Annotated in this window: 13 protein-coding genes; 9 read left to right on the top strand and 4 right to left on the bottom strand. The window is 58.3% G+C overall.

Annotated elements, in window-relative coordinates; all coding sequences use genetic code 11:
• Positions 1-103 precede the first annotated feature (103 nt).
• Positions 104-9,127 carry a VCBS domain-containing protein gene (locus tag IF205_RS06390; protein ID WP_259782460.1) on the bottom strand — a complete coding sequence of 3,008 codons (9,024 nt, stop codon included), beginning with the start codon at positions 9,125-9,127 and terminating at the stop codon, positions 104-106.
• A 268-nt stretch (positions 9,128-9,395) separates the two neighbouring features.
• Positions 9,396-11,048, bottom strand: a complete 1,653-nt coding sequence (locus IF205_RS06385; protein ID WP_259782459.1) for a TolC family outer membrane protein — start codon at positions 11,046-11,048, stop codon at positions 9,396-9,398.
• A 535-nt stretch (positions 11,049-11,583) separates the two neighbouring features.
• On the opposite strand from IF205_RS06385, the gene IF205_RS06380 reads away from it, so the two are divergent.
• The 6 genes from IF205_RS06380 (at position 11,584) to IF205_RS06355 (ending at position 16,582) form a co-directional block, all read left to right on the top strand.
• Positions 11,584-12,342 carry an ABC transporter ATP-binding protein gene (locus IF205_RS06380; RefSeq protein WP_259783246.1) on the top strand — a complete coding sequence of 253 codons (759 nt, stop codon included), beginning with the start codon at positions 11,584-11,586 and terminating at the stop codon, positions 12,340-12,342.
• A 70-nt stretch (positions 12,343-12,412) separates the two neighbouring features.
• Positions 12,413-13,192, top strand: a complete 780-nt coding sequence (gene aotJ / locus IF205_RS06375) for an L-arginine-binding protein AotJ (RefSeq protein ID WP_259782458.1) — start codon at positions 12,413-12,415, stop codon at positions 13,190-13,192.
• Between the two features lie 83 nt (positions 13,193-13,275).
• Complete coding sequence (locus IF205_RS06370; RefSeq protein ID WP_259782457.1) at positions 13,276-13,965, top strand: ABC transporter permease; 690 nt, start codon at positions 13,276-13,278, stop codon at positions 13,963-13,965.
• 3 nt (positions 13,966-13,968) lie between these two features.
• The gene (locus tag IF205_RS06365) at positions 13,969-14,706 is read left to right on the top strand and encodes an ABC transporter permease (protein WP_259782456.1); all 738 of its coding nucleotides are present in this window, start codon (positions 13,969-13,971) and stop codon (positions 14,704-14,706) included.
• Between the two features lie 94 nt (positions 14,707-14,800).
• On the top strand, positions 14,801-15,826 hold the full coding sequence (locus tag IF205_RS06360) for an SLAC1 family transporter (protein WP_259782455.1): 1,026 nt from the start codon (positions 14,801-14,803) through the stop codon (positions 15,824-15,826).
• Between the two features lie 87 nt (positions 15,827-15,913).
• On the top strand, positions 15,914-16,582 hold the full coding sequence (locus IF205_RS06355; RefSeq protein WP_259782454.1) for an orotate phosphoribosyltransferase: 669 nt from the start codon (positions 15,914-15,916) through the stop codon (positions 16,580-16,582).
• A gap of 130 nt (positions 16,583-16,712) precedes the next feature.
• Here the strand turns inward: IF205_RS06355 and IF205_RS06350 are convergent, their stop codons facing one another.
• Both IF205_RS06350 and IF205_RS06345 read right to left on the bottom strand, forming a co-directional pair.
• Positions 16,713-17,348 carry a LysE family translocator gene (locus tag IF205_RS06350; RefSeq protein ID WP_259782453.1) on the bottom strand — a complete coding sequence of 212 codons (636 nt, stop codon included), beginning with the start codon at positions 17,346-17,348 and terminating at the stop codon, positions 16,713-16,715.
• 117 nt (positions 17,349-17,465) lie between these two features.
• Complete coding sequence (locus IF205_RS06345; RefSeq protein WP_259782452.1) at positions 17,466-17,978, bottom strand: MarR family winged helix-turn-helix transcriptional regulator; 513 nt, start codon at positions 17,976-17,978, stop codon at positions 17,466-17,468.
• 114 nt (positions 17,979-18,092) lie between these two features.
• Between IF205_RS06345 and IF205_RS06340 the strand changes: the two genes are divergently transcribed.
• The 3 genes from IF205_RS06340 (at position 18,093) to IF205_RS06330 (ending at position 20,613) form a co-directional block, all read left to right on the top strand.
• On the top strand, positions 18,093-18,713 hold the full coding sequence (locus tag IF205_RS06340) for a nitroreductase family protein (RefSeq protein WP_259782451.1): 621 nt from the start codon (positions 18,093-18,095) through the stop codon (positions 18,711-18,713).
• Between the two features lie 27 nt (positions 18,714-18,740).
• The gene (locus tag IF205_RS06335; protein ID WP_259782450.1) at positions 18,741-19,676 is read left to right on the top strand and encodes a DMT family transporter; all 936 of its coding nucleotides are present in this window, start codon (positions 18,741-18,743) and stop codon (positions 19,674-19,676) included.
• A 187-nt stretch (positions 19,677-19,863) separates the two neighbouring features.
• A complete protein-coding gene (locus tag IF205_RS06330; RefSeq protein ID WP_259782449.1) occupies positions 19,864-20,613 on the top strand; it encodes a creatininase family protein in 750 nt (249 codons plus the stop codon).
• The last annotated feature ends 166 nt before the right edge of the window (positions 20,614-20,779 follow it).

Raw genomic sequence — 20,779 nt, 5'->3', positions numbered from 1 at the left:
AAAAGCCAGACAGGCAACCATGACTTATCACAGTTTTAATTAAATTTATTGTAATAAAACGGCGGCCAATCATGACCGCCGTTTTTATTTTCTTTTGCCTTTATCAGGATTGCGGCGGGTCTTCCCCATTGTTCTCTGGGTTCAGGCCCGGTTCCACCGGCGCAACGAATACGATGCTGGTGTCATGGGCATCCGGCGCGTCGCTCTGGCCGCTGTCATCAAAAATCTGCTCACGCATGTCGACGACCTCATCAACGCTCAACGACCCGTCATGGTTGGTATCGGCATCATAGTGGGCAACATTGTCATCCCCGGTGATATCCGATGCATCGACACCGATCAGCCTCAGACCATCGCCCTGATCACCCAACGTGATCACGGTATCATTCCCATCGGTGTGGAAGGACATATCGTCCGCGTCATAGCCACTGATCACCAGTTGGTCGACGCCCACCTCAAAGTCATGGATGGTATCGAAACCATCGCCTTCCTTGAAGAAGAAGACATCCTGTTCCCCATCGCCCATAACATTGACCATGGTCGAGTTCAGGCTGCTGTCATAGTCGCTGCCGGACACAACCGTGCTGACGTCTTCCCAGCCGCCATTACCATCGGCCGCCTCCAGGGTATAGGCCATTCCAGCATCATGGCCATCCATCAGGACATAGGTTTCCTTGCCGGCCTCGACCGTGACATAGCGATAATCGCCATCGCCCCAACTAATGCGGTAGCTGCTGTTTTCCTCATCGCCCGCGTTCCAGATGCTCAACACCTGCCCCGCCTCGACCCCGCCATCGGACAAAATCCCATGGCTTGAGAGATAGGCCTGATCCGCGCCGGTCGCATCGTGGTCACTGGCAACCTCACCAGTTTCCAGAAGCTGATCGGAAACCGAAACCTCGTGGCCGCCTTCCTCGCCACCCCAAAGGTGATCGCCGTTGGCGCTATCCGTCACTTCCTGGGTGGTTTCCGACCCCATCACGACATCGTTAAAGTCACTGTCACCGCCGCCATAGAGGTCTTCGAAGGAAATCTGACCGTCGTCACCTATATTGACATGGACCATGCCATCCGGGTTCAGACTGCCGTCACCGCTGAAATAGGCCGGTGCACCCTGCCCATCCAGGGGTTGTCCGTTCAGATAGGCGGTCCATTCTCCGTCACCATTCTGATGGAAGGTGACTTCCGCCCCATCCCAGAAACCGCTGTTCTGGTTATCGCCATCCGGGATGATGAAATAGCCGATATTCGCCGGGTCAATGCCGTTCAGGTCGATTGTCTCGCTGCCGCCGTCATTGACATCTGTCCAGAGGACCTGGCCGATCGTCGGGTTTCCATCTTCATCCATGATGAAATAGCCGAAGCTGTTGTCGTAACCGGCATCAGACGATTGGAAATGCAGGGTAATTTCCGTGGCGCTTACCGTCACATGACCATTGTCCGCACCGCCTGAAATCCAGTCGCGGCCCGTGCCGCCGACAACCGTATCATTGCCGCCTTCGCCATAAAGCCGGTCATCGCCAGCGCCGCCATCAACCCGGTCGTTGCCCCCTGTTGTTTCACCCAGATCGCCGGTATCACCGAAGATCACGTCATTGCCCGACCCGCCGTAAAGCTGGTCATCATTGGCGACCGCATCCTGGCCACCGGCCCCACCAGCGCTCGTGAAGGCATCATCGCCAACGGTGAAGGTGATCGACCCGCCGTGCTGCAGTTTGACATAGTCACCCATTTCCTTGGCATGGGTATATGTCGCATCCGTTTCCGCCTCATAGACCTTGCCGCCGACCTCGATGCTGTCGACCCAGATCTGCGATTTGTCCGCCACGGGAATAATAGTGATCGTCGGCTCCGTGCCGGGCTGAAGGTGCAGGCCGTCGATGGAAATCGCGTCACTGTCACCATCATGGGTTTTCTTCACGTCGGTCTGGTAAGTACCGGCATATTCGCCATTCACGAAAACGCGGAAGGTCCCTGCCGTGCCCCGGCCACTCATCGCCACATTGGCGGTGATACTGGTGATAGCCGCCGGTTCCGGGCTGGCAACAGCCGTCGTATCACCGACAATCATATCATTGCCGTCACCGCCGTGGACCGTATCCGAACCGTCACCGGCATAGACCGTATCATTCCCGTCACCGGCAGTGACATTATCGTCACCACCCATGGCATAGACAGTGTCATCGCCGGACCCGGTATTGATGTTGTCGCCACCGTCCTTGCTGGATTCATGGGCCGCCTGTGCACCGGTCCAGTCCGTGCCATAACGGTCGCCATAGACAATATCATCGTCGGCACCGGTGCTGATATTGTCAGCCCCCAGGCCACCAACCACGAAGTCATCACCGGCACCCGTGCTGATCACATCGCCCCGACCGCCTTCACTGGCGTCCTGGCTGACCGTTGTATAGTCACCATAAACAGTGTCATCGCCCGATCCGGTCGAGATATTGTCCGCACCAGCAACACCGGCCTCGCCTGCGCCCCCTTCAACAGAGACATGAATGGTTTTGCTAACGCTGTCGGTATCTGTGCCGCCGCGGTCACTTTCGCTGTCGACCGTGGTCAGGGTAACCGTCAGGTCGAAATCTCCGGCCCCTGCCGGACCGCTGACAGACAACCCGGCAAGATCAGCCGTGCTCAGGTGCCAGCTTCCGTCCGGCTGCTGAGTCCCGGCGGACAGGCTCGCCCCATCCGGCAAACCGTCAATCGTGACCGTCAGGACTTCGGAGCCGTCGCTGTCACCGCCATCCGCAGCAATGGAAAGGTCGGCTGTGAAGTTGCCGCCAACGCCGCTTTCGTCGCCGACCACATAGTCACCACCACCGTAGGATACGATGACATCATCGCCACCACCGCCATAGAGCGCATCCGCCCCTTGCGTACCGGTGATCACTTCGCTGGCGTCCGTGCCCATAGCCGGGCCCGTATCTGCGGTTACATCCGCAACATTCAGGCTCAACGCATCGGCATCCGGCGCAACATAGACCTTGAAACTGTCGGTTGCGGTCTTGCTGTCACCGTTGGATTCCGTACTGGTCGCATGCAGCGTCATTTCGATCTCGCCGGAGAAATCCGTCGGCGGGTTCAGCTTGAGGCTGTCGAGTTGGCCTGGATCGACACTCCAGACGCCGCCGCCCAAGTCGATCCCGCCCGTAAGGGTCGCGCCGTCCGGCACGCCGCTGATCGTCACCGTCAGGGCCTCCGACCCGTCGGTCAGTTCCGCACCAACGTTGAGATCAACAGCATGATCCTCCACGCCGGTCGCTTCCGCCGTGGTGACCGTCGGCATATCCGCCACAGGCGTTACCCGGATCGTCCCATTGGCATCAGTCGTTACATGACCGTCATTGACACCAAAAGTCAGGTTCACCTTGCCATTGAAATTCTCGCCCGGCGTAAAGCTCCAGGTACCATCGCCATTATCGACAACAGTGCCATTATCCGCCTGCAGGTTCACAACCGACAGGTCATCCCCATCCACGTCCGAACTATTCGCCAGCAGATCCGCAGAGGTGATGGTCAGCGTGTGATCTTCCGCCATGGAGAAGACAGCCGTGCCATCGTCCTCATTATCCGCGTTGACGGGTGCCACAACCGGCGCGTCATTGGTGCCCTCGATGGTGACAGTCACCGTCTCGGTTGCCGTACCGTCCTGGGACGTAACAGTGAAGCTTTCCGTCAGGCTGTCACCTACGCCCAGTCCCTGGATGGTGGGATCGTCGTTGGCGGTCAGGTCGTAGGTCCAGTTACCATCCGCATCGATGGAGAAGTTCCCATAGTCGCCTGCCGTATCCGTTTGCGGCTGAACAAAGCTTTCGCCCGTATCCGTATCGGCTGCGGTCAGCGTACCGCTGGTAGTCAGTGTCGAGGCGTCCTCAGCGACCGAACCGGCAGCGTCACCGGTGATCTGCGGCACGTCGTTGGTGCCGGTGATCGTGATGGTGACGTCATGGGTGGTGCCGTCGGCGGAGGTCACCGTAACCGTATCGGTCAGTTGCTCACCGGCGGGCAGCGCCTGGATCGCTGCCGCGTCGTTGTTCAGGCTGTATTCCCAGTCGCCACCTTCGGTGATCGTCAGCGAGCCATAGGTGCCGTTGACCGGATCGGTGTTGAACACTGCTTCGCCTGCATCCGGGTCTGCAACCGCAAGGCTGCCCGTCGCCGTCAGCGTCGTATCCTCAACGATCGCACCGGTATCGTCGCCGCTGATCTGGGCCGCATCGGCAACCGCATCAACGGTGATTGTGCCGGAGGCCGGAACAGTGGCCGTACCATCGCTCACGTCGTAGGTCAGATTGACCTCGCCGTTGAAATTCTCGTCCGGCGTGAAGGTCCAGGTGCCATCGCCGTTGTCGACAATGGCGCCGCCATCGACCTGAACATTGCTGACCGTGTGCGTGTCATTGACATCAACGTCGGAGACATTCGCCAGCAAATCGTCACTGGTGAAGGTAATCGAACCGCCATCCTCGTCCATGTTGTCGGCAATCGGACCGGAGACAACCGGCGCATCATTCGTGCCTTCGATGGTGACGGTCACCGTCTCGGTGGCCGTGCCGTCCTGGGACGTAACAGTGAAGCTTTCCGTCAGGCTGTCACCTACGCCCAGACCCTGAACCGCCGGATCGTCATTGGCGGTCAGGTCGTAGGTCCAGTTGCCGTCGGCATCGATGGAGAAATTGCCATAGTCACCTGCGGTGTCGGTTTGCGGCTGGACGAAGCTTTCGCCTGTATCCGTATCGGCTGCGGTCAGTGTCCCGCTGGTGCTGAGAGTCGTGGCGTCTTCAGCAACACTGCCAGCCACATCACCGGTGATCTGGGGCACGTCGTTGGTGCCGGTGATCGTGATGGTGATGTCGTGCTCCGTGCCGTCGGCGGAGGTCACCGTAACCGTATCGGTCAGTTGCTCACCGGCGGGCAGCGCCTGGATCGCTGCCGCGTCGTTGTTCAGGCTGTATTCCCAGTCGCCACCTTCGGTGATCGTCAGCGAGCCATAGGTGCCGTTGACCGGGTCGGTGTTGAAGACTGCCTCACCGGCATCCGGGTCGGCAACAGCAAGGCTGCCCGTGGCCGTCAGCGTCGTATCCTCAACGGTCGCACCGGTATCGTCGCCGCTGATCTGGGCCGCATCGGCAACCGCATTCACCGTGATCGTACCGCTGGCCGGAACGGTGGCCGTGCCATCGCTCACGTCATAGGTCAGGTTGACCTCTCCGTTGAAATTCTCATCCGGTGTGAAGGTCCAGGTGCCATCGCCGTTGTCGACAATGGCGCCACCATCGACCTGCACGTTGGAGACCGTGTGCGTGTCGTTCACATCGACGTCAGAGACATTCGCCAGCAGATCATCACTGGTAAAGGTGATCGAACCACCATCCTCGTCCATGGTCTCTGTAACCATGCCGGAGACAACCGGTGCATCATTCGTGCCTTCGATGGTGACGGTCACCGTCTCGGTCGCCGTGCCATCCTGGGAGGTGACGGTGAAGGTCTCTGTCAGGCTCTCACCTTCACCCAAGCCTTGGACTGCCGGATCATCATTGGCGGTCAGGTCGTAGGTCCAGTTGCCGTCGGCATCGATGGAGAAATTGCCATAGTCGCCTGCCGTATCCGTTTGCGGCTGAACAAAGCTTTCGCCCGTATCCGTATCGGCTGCGGTCAGCGTACCGCTGGTAGTCAGTGTCGAGGCGTCCTCAGCGACCGAACCGGCAGCATCGCCGGTGATCTCCGGCACATCGTTGGTCCCGGTGATCGTGATGGTGATGTCGTGCTCCGTGCCGTCGGCGGAGGTCACCGTAACCGTATCGGTCAGTTGCTCACCGGCGGGCAGCGCCTGGATCGCTGCCGCGTCGTTGTTCAGGCTGTATTCCCAGTCGCCACCTTCGGTGATCGTCAGACTGCCATAGGTGCCGTTGACCGGATCGGTGTTGAACACTGCTTCGCCTGCATCCGGGTCTGCAACCGCAAGGCTGCCCGTCGCCGTCAGCGTCGTATCCTCAACGGTCGCACCGGTATCGTCGCCGCTGATCTGGGCCGCATCGGCAACCGCATCAACGGTGATTGTGCCGGAGGCCGGAACAGTGGCCGTGCCATCACTCACGTCGTAGGTCAGATTGACCTCGCCGTTGAAATTCTCATCCGGTGTGAAAGTCCAGGTGCCGTCGCCGTTGTCGACAATGGCGCCGCCATCGACCTGCACGTTGGAGACCGTGTGCGTGTCGTTCACATCCACGTCAGAGACATTCGCCAGCAGATCGTCACTGGTGAAGGTGATGGAGCCGCTGTCCTCATCCATGTTGTCGGCAATCGGACCGGAGACAACCGGCGCATCATTCGTGCCTTCGATGGTGACGGTCACCGTCTCGGTGGCCGTGCCGTCCTGGGACGTAACAGTGAAGCTTTCCGTCAGGCTGTCACCTACGCCCAGTCCCTGGATGGTGGGATCGTCGTTGGCGGTCAGGTCGTAGGTCCAGTTACCATCCGCATCGATGGAGAAGTTCCCATAGTCGCCTGCCGTATCCGTTTGCGGCTGAACAAAGCTTTCGCCCGTATCCGTATCGGCTGCGGTCAGCGTACCGCTGGTAGTCAGTGTCGAGGCGTCCTCAGCGACCGAACCGGCAGCATCGCCGGTGATCTCCGGCACATCGTTGGTCCCGGTGATCGTGATGGTGATGTCGTGCTCCGTGCCGTCGGCGGAGGTCACCGTAACCGTATCGGTCAGTTGCTCACCGGCGGGCAGCGCCTGGATCGCGGCCGCATCATTGTTCAGGCTGTATTCCCAGTCGCCACCTTCGGTGATCGTCAGCGAGCCATAGGTGCCGTTGACCGGGTCGGTATTGAAGACTGCCTCACCGGCATCCGGGTCGGCAACAGCAAGGCTGCCCGTGGCCGTCAGCGTCGTATCCTCAACGGTCGCACCGGTATCGTCGCCGCTGATCTGGGCCGCATCGGCAACCGCATTCACCGTGATCGTACCGCTGGCCGGAACGGTGGCCGTACCATCGCTCACGTCGTAGGTCAGATTGACCTCGCCGTTGAAATTCTCATCCGGTGTGAAGGTCCAGGTGCCATCGCCGTTGTCGACAATGGCGCCGCCATCAACCTGCACGTTGGAGACCGTATGCGTGTCGTTCACATCCACATCGGAGACATTCGCCAGCAGATCATCACTGGTGAAGGTGATCGAACCGCCATCCTCATCCATGTTGTCGGCAATCGGACCGGAGACTACCGGCGCATCGTTGGTGCCTTCGATGGTGACGGTCACATCATGTTCGGTACCATCCAGGGACCGAACCGTGAAGACCTCGGTTAACGTCTCACCCTCGCCCAGACCTTGAACAATGTCACTGTCGTTGCCGGTCAGGTCGTAGGTCCAGTTGCCGTCGGCATCGATGGAGAAATTGCCATAGTCGCCTGCCGTATCCGTCTGCGGCTGGACGAAGCTCTCGCCTGTATCGGGGTCGACAACAGCAAGACTCCCGGAGGCCGTCAGTGTTGTGTCTTCGACCGTGCCTCCCGTGTCGGCACCACTGATCTCCGCCGCGTCCGCAACCGGTGTTACGCGGATTGTGCCCGTGGCGTCGGTTGTCACATGACCGTCGTTGACGCCAAAGGTCAGGTTAACCTTGCCATTGAAATTTTCACCCGGCGTGAAAGTCCAGGTACCGTCACCATTATCGACAAGGGTGCCGTTGTCCGCCTGCAAGTTCACAACCGACAGATCATCACCGTCCACATCGGAGCTGTTCGCCAGCAAATCGGCAGAAGTGATAATCAGTGAATTATCTTCGGCCACGGAGAAGACCGCCGTGCCGTCATCCACGTTATCCTCGTTGACGGGCGCAACAACCGGCGCATCATTGGTGCCTTCGATGGTCACGGTAACCGTCTCGGTCGCCGTGCCGTCCTTGGAGATAACCGTGAAAGTTTCCGTCAGGCTGTCACCGACACCCAGTCCCTGGATGGCGGGGTCGTCATTGGCGGTCAGGTCGTAGGTCCAGTTGCCGTCCGCGTCGATGGAGAAATTGCCGTAGTCACCGGCAGTATCCGTCTGCGGCTGGAAGCCATCCTCATTCAGGTCCACATCGTCGCCAGTCAGCGTGCCGCTGGTGGTCAGCGTTGTGTCTTCGGCCACGCTGCCAGCCACATCGCCGGTAATCACCGGCACATCGTTGGTGCCAGTGATCGTGATCGTAATTTCGTGGGTCGTACCGTCGGCGGACTGAACAGTCACCGTGTCGGTCAGCGTCTGGCCTTCCGGCAACTGCTGGATCGCGGTTGCGTCGTTGTTCAGGCTGTATTCCCAGGCACCGTCTTCGGTGATGGTGAGAAGACCATATTTACCGGGCTCTGAAACCCCGTCAAAAACGGCTTCCCCGGCATTCTGGTCCGTCACGGTCAAATTGCCGCCGACCTTGAGGACGTTGTCTTCTGTAACACTTCCGCTGTCATCACCAGCAATCACAGCAGGCAGGGGCGGAAGCGGCCCCAGGCCACCGTTGTCGCCACCGCCATTATTGCCACCGCTGCCGCTATCGCCGCCGTCATTAAATCCCCGCAGCGGCGGAACTGTTCCCAAGGAACTTACGACGTTCACGGGTGGCAACGGAGGAACGTCACCAAAACCGCCTTCGCCAAAACCACCAAGTGTTTCAGCGTAATTGGTTGCAGGTGCGCCACTTGCAGGGCCGGACGCAGTTTCCAGACCCGCCAACCCCTCGGCCAACTGGCTGATGTCCATGGCCTTGTCCAACAGAACCTCCGCAGAGAGGGCCTGACCATCTGGCATCAGCAATACCGGCGGATTATCGGAAAAAGCAGCCGCCACCATCGTGGTAAAGGTGACCTGACCGCCATCATCAAAGGCAAGAATGATATCGCCATCCGCCTGAATGATCTGAACATCATCAAGAGAGAAGGTGAACTTCAGCGGCTGGCCGGGTTCAATGACATAGGTGTCTTCGCCACCGACATCCGGATGCCCGACAACGATCGCACGCGCCAACAGTTCCGCCAGGTTGTCCGACGCAACGGCAAAAGGCGACTGCCCCGCATGACCCTGACCCGGGTTCTGGTCCACAGGGGTGGCGTTTGTCTCGTTGCCTTCCGGTGTAACAGCCATGCTGACAACCTTTCTCTCTTCTAACTTTCGTTTCGCGGACAGCCCAGCCAAAGAAACCAGCCAACGGCCGGTCGCCAGACCTATCCCTCATCTCGCCTTATATCCGCCCCACATTAAAACAACAAAACAAAAAGATTAAATTTTATCTAAAATACAATTTAAATTGCTTTTTAATTAACATAACACATTGCAAACAATAAAAAAGGAGGCGAAACGCCTCCCTTCCCCAGGAACAATCCATATCAATTACCGTAACTCGGGATGCCTGTTATTTTGCCTTACCATGCCCTTTCAAGGCGTCACCGGCAGCAGCCCCATCAAAAAAGCCATAGGGAACGGCCTGTGTCGGCGTGTCCATGTCATCCGCCAAGGTGAAGACTGTTGATGATGGTAGTGCGGCATCCTGATCCGCGTCACCTTCGGGTTCGAATATCTGGGGCTCAGGCTCCAAGGTTGGCGCCTCCGGCTCAAGGACCGGCGCATCGGGTTCGATCGCCGCAGGAGGCTCCAGGGTTGGAGCCGCCGGTGGGCTCTGCTCCAAATCCGGCGAGACCAGCGGCACGGCATCTTCCGGATTGCCTCCCTCTGGGGCAGGCGCCTGTTGACGCAGGAGAGGGTCCACCCTCATCGGCTTCACAGGATCAAGTCCCGTATGGGATTGTTCCAGATGCGGGATGTCGAGCGCACTCAACAACAGACCGCCACTGCCCAGGATTCGATAGGTCGCAAAAATTTCCAGATACTGTTTTGAAATGAGCTGCCCCTTGGACAGGAACAGGTCATTTTCGGAATCCAGAAGTTCGATCAGGCTACGCGCGCCCAGATCAAACTGTTTGCGATAGGATTTGCGCACCGCGTCATTGGCTTCAACCTCACGGGTCAACGCCTCGATCTGCCGTCCCGCACTCTCCAGAGCGTTCCAGGCAAGCCGGACCTCTTCTTCCGTCAACCGCACTTCCCGGTTATAGCGCTGACGCGACTCGCCGATCCGGGCAATGAATTCCTTGCGGCGGTTCTTGTCCTTCAGGCCATTAAACAGGTTGTAACGCATCACGACCATGGCCGTGCTGTCATATTCGTGACCGCGATCGCCATCGACGCCTTTATTGGCGCTGGCCGTCAACTCCAGATCAAGCGTCGGATAGAACGCGCTGTTGGTGCCGCGATACTGATTAACCGCCGCCGCCAGGTCAGCCTTGGCAACGGAGATTTTCGGATTGTTCTGCAGCGCCGTTTCGATTGCAGGCTCCAGCCCGTCCGGCAGCGCCCAGGAAGGCGGATTCGGACGGGACAAATTCTCCGGGTCCTCGCCAACCACCCGGAAATAGGTGGCATCCGCATCCCGCAACCGGGCGCGGGAATCCTCCAATGTGGCCTGTGCCGTCGCCAGCCTCGATTCCGCCTGCTGCACATCGGCAATGGTAGCCGCACCGCCCGCGGCCTTTTTCGCAACCATATCCAGCGTCAGTTCATGAAGCCGGACATTTTCTTCCGCCAGTTCGGTCAGTTTGCGCTGGCGAAGGGCCTCCAAATAAGCCTCGATTGCATCCAGCGCCACCAGCTCAGATGTCTGTCTCACCCGCCGCGTCGAGGAGATCACGCGGCTTTCCTGCAGCTTTACATCGTTGTCTGTCTGGAAACCATCGAACAGCATCTGCCGAAGCGTCAGACTGGACTCATAGCGCGATCCATTATCCCAGGGATCTCCCGGCTTTGCGCGTGAAAACTGGTCATTGGTCGCCTGATAACCTGCCGCACCGCGAAAATCCAGAGTGGGCAGATATCCACCATGCGCCTGTTTGAGCTCATATTCGGTGGCGCGCCGGTTTTCCACGACGATCCCGACATCCGGATTGGTCTGAATGGCCGCACGCACAGCCTCTTCAAGGCTGGCCGCAAAACCGTTGGAAGAACTGGCCATCGCGAAAACAAGAGCCGCAACCGCGGCGTTCCCCGCATTGCATCCCCTATGCTCCAGACCAAGCCCCCTATTCGTTTTCAACCACCTGCGAAATGACACCGATTTGCCCTTACACATTCTCAAACACTTTATAAAGCGCCCCCAGCATAGCCATTTCTTCGGTATGCGGGGAGGAAAGTAACAAGGGAAAGAGCTGTTCTACAACTAAATTCGCTGCTTCAGTTTAGCACAGGGCGTTGACTTCGCAGCTTTTCTTGTCGTGGACGTCTCTTGTGCAAAAGGAAAAACAGGTGCTAATGGCCCGGGTCTCCGTCAAACGTGTCTTGACGGAATCTTGTTTATTGTGATCACAATGAGCAAGCTAATGAAATATGAGGGAAGCCGGAATTGCCAACAAAGGTCGTCAAGTTAGCCTTGCAGCGTCCGGCGAAAGTAACAATAATCAGCCAGCCTTGACAGCTAATAGGGGACGGCGTCGGGGTAAGGCAGAGATGTATAAAGGGGCGATATTTTGACATCTTCGGAAACCTCCACAATGTTGAATGTGGAGGACCTGCACAAGAGCTTCGGCAATATCGAAGTTCTGAAAGGGGTTTCTCTAACGGCGCATAAAGGTGATGTAATTTCCATGCTGGGCTCGTCCGGGTCCGGTAAAAGCACCTTCCTGCGCTGTATCAACATGCTTGAAATCCCCAACGCGGGGAAAATCACGGTTCACGGCGAAACCATCGGCATGACCACCGACAAATCGGGCAGCCCGAAGCCGCTCGATATGCGGCAGGTCGAACGCATCCGGACGCGGCTCGCCATGGTTTTCCAGAGCTTCAATCTCTGGTCCCATATGACAGTGATCGAAAATGTCATCGAGGCCCCGGTCCATGTCCTGGGCGTTCCCAAGGCGGAAGCCATAGAAAAGGCCGAGGCCCTGCTGCACAAGGTCGGCATTTACGAGCGCAAGGACTATTATCCCGCCCATATGTCCGGCGGCCAGCAGCAGCGCGCGGCAATTGCGCGGGCGCTTGCCATGGAACCGGATGTGATGCTGTTTGACGAGCCCACTTCCGCACTCGACCCCGAACTGGTCGGCGAAGTGTTGAAGGTGATGCGGCAACTGGCCGATGAAGGCCGCACGATGATTGTGGTCACCCACGAAATGAGTTTTGCCCGCGACGTCAGTTCCGACGTGATCTTCCTGCACGAAGGCAAGGTCGAGGAACAGGGGCCGCCGGCAGAGATGTTCAACAATCCGAAATCGGAACGTTTTCGTCAGTTTCTGGCCAGAACCAGAACCTGACCCACCCGAAAAACAATTAAGAGAATATGGCCGGTTGGGTGGCCGGCACTTGCCTGAAGGGAGAGTATGAATGCTCAAAAAACTGACTTTGGCTGCTGCTGCAGCCACCATGGCTTTCGCGGCCCACACCGCGTCGGCCGCCGACATGAAGGAACTGCGCATCGGGGTTGAAGGCGCATATCCTCCGTTCTCCGAAAAGACCGCCGACGGCGAGCTGATCGGCTTCGACATCGACATCGCCTATGCGCTTTGCGAAAAAATGCAGGTGAAATGCACCATGGTCGAACAGGACTGGGACGGCATCATCCCGGCGCTGCTCGCCAAGAAGTACGACGCCATCGTCGCGTCCATGTCGATCACGGAAGAACGTAAGAAACGCGTTGATTTCAGTGACAAATACTACAACACCCCGGGTAAGTTCACCGCCAAGGAAGGCGCTTTCCCGGATGACAAACCGTCCACACTGGCCGGTAAAACCATCGGCGTTCAGCGCGGTACGATCCACGACGATTTCGTTTCCAGCGTATACCCGGACAGCGAAATCAAACGCTACGGCACCCAGGAAGAAGCCTATCTGGACCTGATGGCCGGTCGTCTTGACGCGATCGAGGCCGATGGCCTGGCAACCTCCGACGGTTTCCTGAAAACCGACAACGGTAAAGGCTTTGCCTTCTTCGGTGCGGACCACAACGAAGTGAAGTATTTCGGCGAAGGCGCCGGCATTGCCGTCCGCAAGGGTGATGACGACCTGCGTAAAGCCTTCAACAAGGCGATCAAAGAAATCCGTGCCGACGGCACCTACGACAAGCTTCAGAAGAAATATTTCGACATCGACATCTACGGCGGCTAACCGCCTGCTTGATGCTTGCGGAGGGGCTTGCCCCTCCGCATTCCTTATTCGTTAAGTCATTTAAATAAAGTCGTTATTTGCGCATGGAACATATTTGGGAATTCCGCTGGCTGCTGCTACAGGGAACGGGCATCACCATTCTGGTCGGTGTCGCCTCGCTTGTGCTCGCGATTGTTCTGGGCCTTCTGGGCGCATGGGCCAAACTGTCCAAGAACGCAATGGCCCAGCGCGCCGCCAACGGCTATACGACCCTGATCCGTGGCATTCCCGACCTGGTTCTGATGTTGATCCTGTTTTTCGGTGGTCAGCAGTTGCTGCTGGATATCGGTGAGAAAACGGGCCTCTGGGGCTATGTTGAAATCAACCAGTTTACCGCAGGGGTCGGCACCATCGGATTTATCTTCGGTGCCTATATGACGGAAACCTTCCGTGGCGCAATCCTGGCGATCCCGCGCGGCCAGATCGAGGCAGGCATTGCCTGCGGCATGAGCAAAAGCCTTATCTTCCGCCGGATCATCTGGCCGCAGATGGTACGTTATGCGCTGCCCAGCTTCACAAACAACTGGCTGGTGATGATCAAGACCACGGCGCTGGTATCGGTGCTGGGCCTTCAGGAACTGGTCTATGTCGCCAATGCCGTCGGCCGGAAATTCCGTGAACCATTCACATTCCTGCTTTTCGTGCTTGTTGTCTTCCTGCTGCTGACCGCCGTTTCACAACTCGGCCTGCGCAAGCTGGAAAAGAAATATTCCGTCGGTATCCGGAGGGGCTGATCCATGGAAGAAGCAAACAGCCTGTCGGCATTTCTGGATTGGGGTTTCCTGGATTGGACCCTGGTTTTCGACAACTGGCCTCTTTATGTTGAGGGCGTCTGGAATACCATCAATCTGACGGCACTATGCCTTGTTCTTGGATGGATCCTGTCGATCCCGCTGGCCTTTGCCCGCGCAAACCGGCATCCGATTTTCAACGGGCCGATCTGGTGTTTCACCTATTTCTTCCGCGGCACGCCGCTGCTGGTGCAGACCTACCTGATCTATTACGGGCTGGGCCAGTTTGACTTTGTCCGCGACGGGCTTCTCTGGCCGCTTCTGAAAGACGCCTGGTGGTGTGCCCTTATCGCCTTCACGCTGAACAGTTGCGCCTATCAGACGGAAATCTTGCGCGGCGCGATTGAGGCCACTCCCTTTGGCGAGGTCGAGGCGGCCAAGGCCTGCGGCATGTCGCCCACCAAGATGAAACGCCGGATCATCCTGCCGGGTGCCTTGCGCCGGGCCCTGCCGATGTATTCCAACGAGGTGATTTTCATGCTCCACGGCAGCGTGATTGCCAGCACGATCACGATCATCGACATCCTGGGGGCGGGCCGCGTTGTAAACGCCAAATATTACGTGGCTTATGAAGGCTTTATCTCAGCCGCCGTCCTCTACATGATCCTGGTCTTTGTCATCTCCAGGGTTTTCAAACGGTTGGAGCAACGCCTGCACGCCCATCTGCGGCCGCGGGAAGCCTGAAACCAAGACATATCCCAAATATAGGCCAGACTCTTTTGTCTGGCCTATATTTTGCGTATACTACGATATCTAGCATTTTTGAGAAGCCATGCGCATGTCGATAGAAACGCCGCAGCCCACAGCCCCGGAAGACAACGAAAGCGCGGAGACCGCCGAAGAAGGCGAAATCCGGTCCATCCGCTACTTTCCTGTAACGATGCTGGCCGGAATCCTGTCGTTCTTCGGCACAGGGCTGGCCTGGGAGATTGCCGCACCGGCTTTTGGCCTCCCGATACTTGTGGCAAAAATCTTCATCGGTTTCGGTCTGGGTTATGCCCTGGCGGTCATCGGGCTTTATGTTGCACGACAGACCCGGCATCCGTCTTCCCTGCGTGAGGATCTCTGCCATCCGCGCCGCGGTAATTTTCTGGCCGCCGCCCCTCTGGGTCTGTTGATGATCATCGAGGCCTTTGCCTCCCATTTCGACAAGATAGCCGACAGCATCTGGCTCATCGCCTGTCTCGCGACAATGGTGATCTGCGCCATGATCCTGAACCAGTGGCTGTCCCGGCGCTTCAGGCCTGAAGAAGTGTCACCGGCCTGGTTCCTGCCCTCGTCAGGACTTCTGATCATTCCGATCACGGGCGCGCCGCTTGGCTATCCGGATATCTCCTGGATGTTTGCCGCTGCCGGCATTCTGCTGTGGCTGGGGCTCTTTCCGATCACGCTCAACCGGCTGTTATTCTGCCGCGCGCTGTCGCCTGTCCTGATGCCCGACCTGTTCCTGCTGATCGTGCCGCCGACGCTTGCCAGCATTGCCATCACAAGGCTGAACGGCGGCTATATGGATGACATGGCAATCGCCTTCCTGGGGTTTGCTCTTCTCGTCTTCGTCTTTTTCCTGCCGCGTCTGCGCCGGTTCAAGGACGTACCCTTCGGTATGCCCTGGTGGTGCTGCAGCCTTTCGCTCGGTTTTCTGGCAACGGCCTGCATGTATTATTTCGACCACACGGGTTATCTGGCGGCGGGTATCCTGGCGGGTGCGATGCTGCTCATCTCCACTGCAGCAACGGTTGCCATCACCTTGTTGAGCCTGAGTGCCTTTGCTCGGGGGAAAATGTTCCGGGGCCCGAAATCCTGACCATTTGGTAGGCCGAATCCCGTTGCACTCGCACGCGCGATGCCTATGATGCGCGCAGATTTATCTTGATTTGATGGAGAGCATTCCATGGCGCCGACCCCTGCCCGCGTCACCGCACGCATCCTGATCGAAACCCAGTCCGTGCTGTTTCGTCCGGAAGATCCGTTCATCCTGACCAGCGGTCGCGCCAGCCCCGTCTATGTGGACTGCCGCAAGCTGATCGCCTTCCCGCGCGCACGCCGCCGGTTGATGAAGATGGGCGCCGCCCTGATCGAGGAACGCGTGGGCTTTGAAAGCCTGGACGTGGTTGCCGGTGGCGAGACCGCAGGCATCCCGTTTTCCGCCTGGATCGCAGACCACCTGATGCTGCCCATGGCCTACATCCGCAAAAAGCCGAAAGGCTTTGGCCGCAACGCACGGATCGAAGGCCATGTGAAGGAAGGTGACCGTGTGCTTCTGGTGGAAGACATGACCACCGACGGCGGCTCCAAGGTCAGCTTCGTCCAGGGCATCCGCGATGCCGGGGCAGAATGCAATGACTGCTTCGTGCTGTTCGAATATGGTATCTTCCCGGAAGGCATTCAGGCACTGAAGGACGAGCATAGCGTCAACCTGCATTCGCTCGCCAACTGGTGGGATGTGCTGGAATGCGCGCGCGAGGAAAACTACTTCTCTGCCGAGGCCACCGATCAGGTCGAGGCCTTCCTGAAGGACCCGAAAGCCTGGTCCCTCGCCAATGGCGGCAAGGAAGAGTAAACCCTTAACAGACCGGCCTTTCAGGGAAAAACCCTCACCCAACCCTCTCCCAGTTTTGGGAGAGGGTTATTTTTTGCCCTCGCCCGTTTACGGGAGAGGGAGGGTGAGGGTCTCTACGCGTAACGGGAAATCAGGTCCGGCTGCCCAGCGCGAGACGAAGAGCCAGCCCGGTGAAGACTGTCGCAAGAAGATATTGAGGCAACTTCGGGAACCGGGAGAGGCCTGCAAGACGGCGGCGGATGTGACCGCCCAACAGGACAACCGATCCATTCACAATAAACCCGATCCCATTGAGAACCGTTGCCAGAACAAGCATCTGGGCAATCATCGACCCGTCTTCCATGCGGATGAATTGCGGAAACAGCGCCAGCACGAAAAGCGCCATTTTCGGGTTAAGGATATTGGTCATCAACCCTTCGGCAAAGACCCGCTTCCCCGATAGACGCCTCAAGCCACCTACAGGCGACAAAGCATCTCCGCCGCCTGAGCGAATGGTCTTGAAGGCGAGATAGAGCAGATAGGCCGCCCCAACCCAACGCACGATCTCATAGGCGATCGGCACTGTCTGGAACAATTGGGACAGTCCCAGTGCTGCCGCCAGGGCATGACAATAAGTGCCGATGGCGATCCCTGCATAGGTCAGAAATCCCGCCGCGCGCCCCTGGCTGACGCTACGCGAGGCGATAAGCAACATATCCGGCCCCGGCGTGGCTGTAAGGACCAGTGCCGCCGCGGCAAAAAGAGTGATGGTGGAAAAGTCCGACATAACAAGTTCCTAAATATAGCTGTCGGACGCCCTGTGTAGCAGGATTCGAACGGATGGCAAGAGGCAACGCGCGCGGCAAGTCCACGCCTGACGACAGGTTCGAAGGCGTGGGCTGACCTACCCGATCTTTGCCAACAGGGCCAAAAGCTGCTCGCGTTCCGCGCCGCTTAATTTGGCTAGGCTGGCGGCTTCGGTCGCGACATGGGTAACAACCATATCCTCCACAAGCGCCAGTCCCTCAGCCGTCAGCCGTACTTTCAGGGCGCGCCGGTCATTCGGATCGGCGATGCGCTCGATCAGTCCCTTTTTTTCCAGGCGGTCGAGGCGATTGGTTGTGGCCGAACTGGACAGCATCATCAATTTCGCCAGATGCGAAGGTGACAAAGAGACGTCTTTGCCCTGACGGCGCAGGGTGAAAACCACATCACACCCCGGTAGATCCAGGCTATAACGCGCCAAGTTTTCATTCACTTTGGCACGCACACGATCGCCTGCCCGCCAGAGATCGGCACAAATGCCCATCGGGGTCGGGTCCAGATCCGGGCGTTCCCGCGCCCATTGTTCCACCAGGGTTTCTGCTTCGATCCCGACAACCGGCGTTCCGGCAACGGATTTCCCCTCTTGACTCATTTCACAGATCACCTTATTTACCACTACATAGGATATTTCGACGTAGAAATACTTTTCATCGAAATATTTCATGAAGGAATACACGACACTGCCCCAGGGGGGAAGGAGAAACTGATGTCAAACCCGAGAAACGCTGATCACCCGATTGAATCCATCTTCCTGAACCGCTGGTCGCCGCGGTCCTACGACGCCAGCGAGATGCCGGAAGCGGATTTACTGCGTATCCTGGAAGCCGCCCGCTGGGCCCAGTCCTGCTATAATATTCAGCCCTGGCGCTTCCTTTACGCCCGCCGCGGCGACGCCCATTGGGAGCAATATGTCTCCTTCCTGGACGATTTTAACCGCGCCTGGGGCCAGCATGCCTCCAGCCTCGTCCTGGTACTGTCCGACCGGATCATGCCCGGCGATGGGGATCAGCGCCCGGACCTGCCCTCGCATTATCACAGCTTCGATGCCGGGGCTGCCGCCACGCATATGGCCCTTCAGGCAGCCGCCCTGGACTATAACGCCCATGCTATGGCAGGCATCCTCTTCGACGATATCAAGGATCAGTTGGGCGTACCGGAACGTTTCAAGATCGAGATCGCTGTGGCTCTCGGCCGTCGCGGTGAGAAGGAATCCCTGCCGGACTTCCTGCAGGAAATGGAAGCGCCCAGCCCACGCAAGCCGCTGTCGGAAATTGCCTTTTCCGGCAGCTTCCCCGCACATGCCATCCCGGAAAGCGAGGCGGCCTGACGCCGCGTTATCAAGGAGGATACAGCCATGACGGCCCGTGTCACCAATCCACCCGCCGCCCATTCGGGCTCCGGTCTGCTGCAAAGCCCGTCCCTGCTTCTGGTTGTGACCGGCACCCTGATCGGATTTAACTTTCCCCTGGGCAAAATCGCCGGAACGGCTGGTGTCTCTCCCACGATCTGGGCCATGCTCGTATCGTTGGGTGCCTGTCTTGCCCTGCTACCCGTCCTGGCGTTCAGGGGCCACCTGCGCCTGCCGCGGGGCCGGATGCTGCGCTATGCGGTGATCTCCGGTGTCATTTCCTATATCGCGCCCAACCTGCTGTTGTTCACGGTCATCCCCCATGTGGGCGCAGGCTATGCCGGGCTGATGTTCGCATTGTCGCCGGTCTTCACGCTGGCAATCGCAACCCTCAGCGGCCTGAAGGCCCCCGGCAGGATGGGCATCGCCGGGATTGCCCTTGGGCTGGCGGGTGCCGTCATCGTCAGCATCACCCGTGGCTCCGCACCGGAAGCTCCGTCTTTCATCTGGATCGTTGCTGCCTTGGCGGTTCCGCTGACGTTGGCCTCCGGGAATGTCTATCGCACGTTGGACTGGCCGAAAGACGCCTCCCCCGACGCTCTCGCCTTCTGGAGCCACGCCTTCTCTGTCCTGGTTTTCCTAGGCATATTGCTGATAACGACGGGCGGGTTGCCGCTGGGTGAACTCGCGCTTACACCAACAGCGGTGGTTACCCAGATGATCGTCGCAGGTATGACCTTCCCGGCTTTCTTCCGTCTGCAGCAGAAAGGCGGGCCGGTCCTGCTCAGCCAGATCGGCTATGTGGCCGCCGCCGTCGGTCTGATTGCCGCCACCGCCCTGCTCGGCGAAAGCTATGCGGCCAAGACCTGGATCGGTGCCGGCGTGATTGCCCTTGGCATTGCCGTCGCCATAACAGCCCAGATTCGGGGCAAGAAGCAGTAGAACACTTACCCTGATCAATAGAGGCGGATAACCAAGGCGGCTGCCAATGCAGCCGTCTTCTTTCTGTCACCTCTCCCCATCTAATATATCTGCCGCCTCACAAGTGCATATCCCAGGACTGGCTTGAAGCAATTGGTTGCAGGCTCCACTATGGCAGCCAATCAATAGAAACAAGAGGGACACCACGATGCGGCTCGATCTCATGACCTCCGACGAGGTTGCCGAATATTTGAAAACCAGCACCGGCGTCATCATGCCGATCGGCTCCCAGGAGCAGCATGGCCCCATGGGCCTGATCGGGACGGACGCGCAAACTGCCCAGTTCATCGGCCGTCATGCGGGCGACGCCGCCGATATTCTGGTCGGCCCGACCATTAATGTCGGCATGGCACAGCATCACCTGGGCTTCCCCGGCAGCATGTCGCTGCGCCCGACGACCCTGATCGCGGTTATCCGTGACTATGTGCAATCGCTGGCGCGCAACGGCTTTACCCATTTCTATTTCGTCAATGGCCATGGTGGCAACATCACCACGGTGCAAACCGCCTTCCAGGAAATTTACGCCGACGCCAGTTTCGACGGCGCCAACAACGGCACGGCAATTCGTTGCCGTCTGGCCAACTGGTTCGCCATGAAGCCGGTAACCGACCTGCAGAAGGAACTCTACGGTGACGATGAAGGCTTCCACGCCACCCCGTCGGAAGTGGCCGTAACCCAATATGTCTACCCGCAGGCGGTGAAATCCATGAAGGAAAGCCCCGCCGCGCCGTTTGAGCGCTGGTTCGCCGATGCCAGCGACTATCGTGCGCTCTTCCCCGACGGGCGTATGGCCGCTGCTTCCTGGCTGGCAACGCCGGAACATGGCAAACTGTTTGTGGAAACCGCCAGCGCGGCGGTCGTCGAGGACTATCACAAATTCCTGAAGGCGGAAGTCTAGGCGGAAACAAAGGCAGGGTCGTCGTCTTTTAGCGGCTCTGCCCCTTTCAATCCCTGTCGCAGAGCCGTTTTCCGAATAGCCGCAGGGATGCCGAAAAATACATCACATTTTATTTTTTATTTATCTAATAATCTTCATCACGTATACTCGCTAAACGTGTTCTCCT

It is taken from the genome of Aestuariispira ectoiniformans, assembly GCF_025136295.1.
Lineage (GTDB): Bacteria > Pseudomonadota > Alphaproteobacteria > UBA8366 > Aestuariispiraceae > Aestuariispira_A > Aestuariispira_A ectoiniformans.
This window is presented reverse-complemented; position numbering and strand designations above follow the sequence as displayed.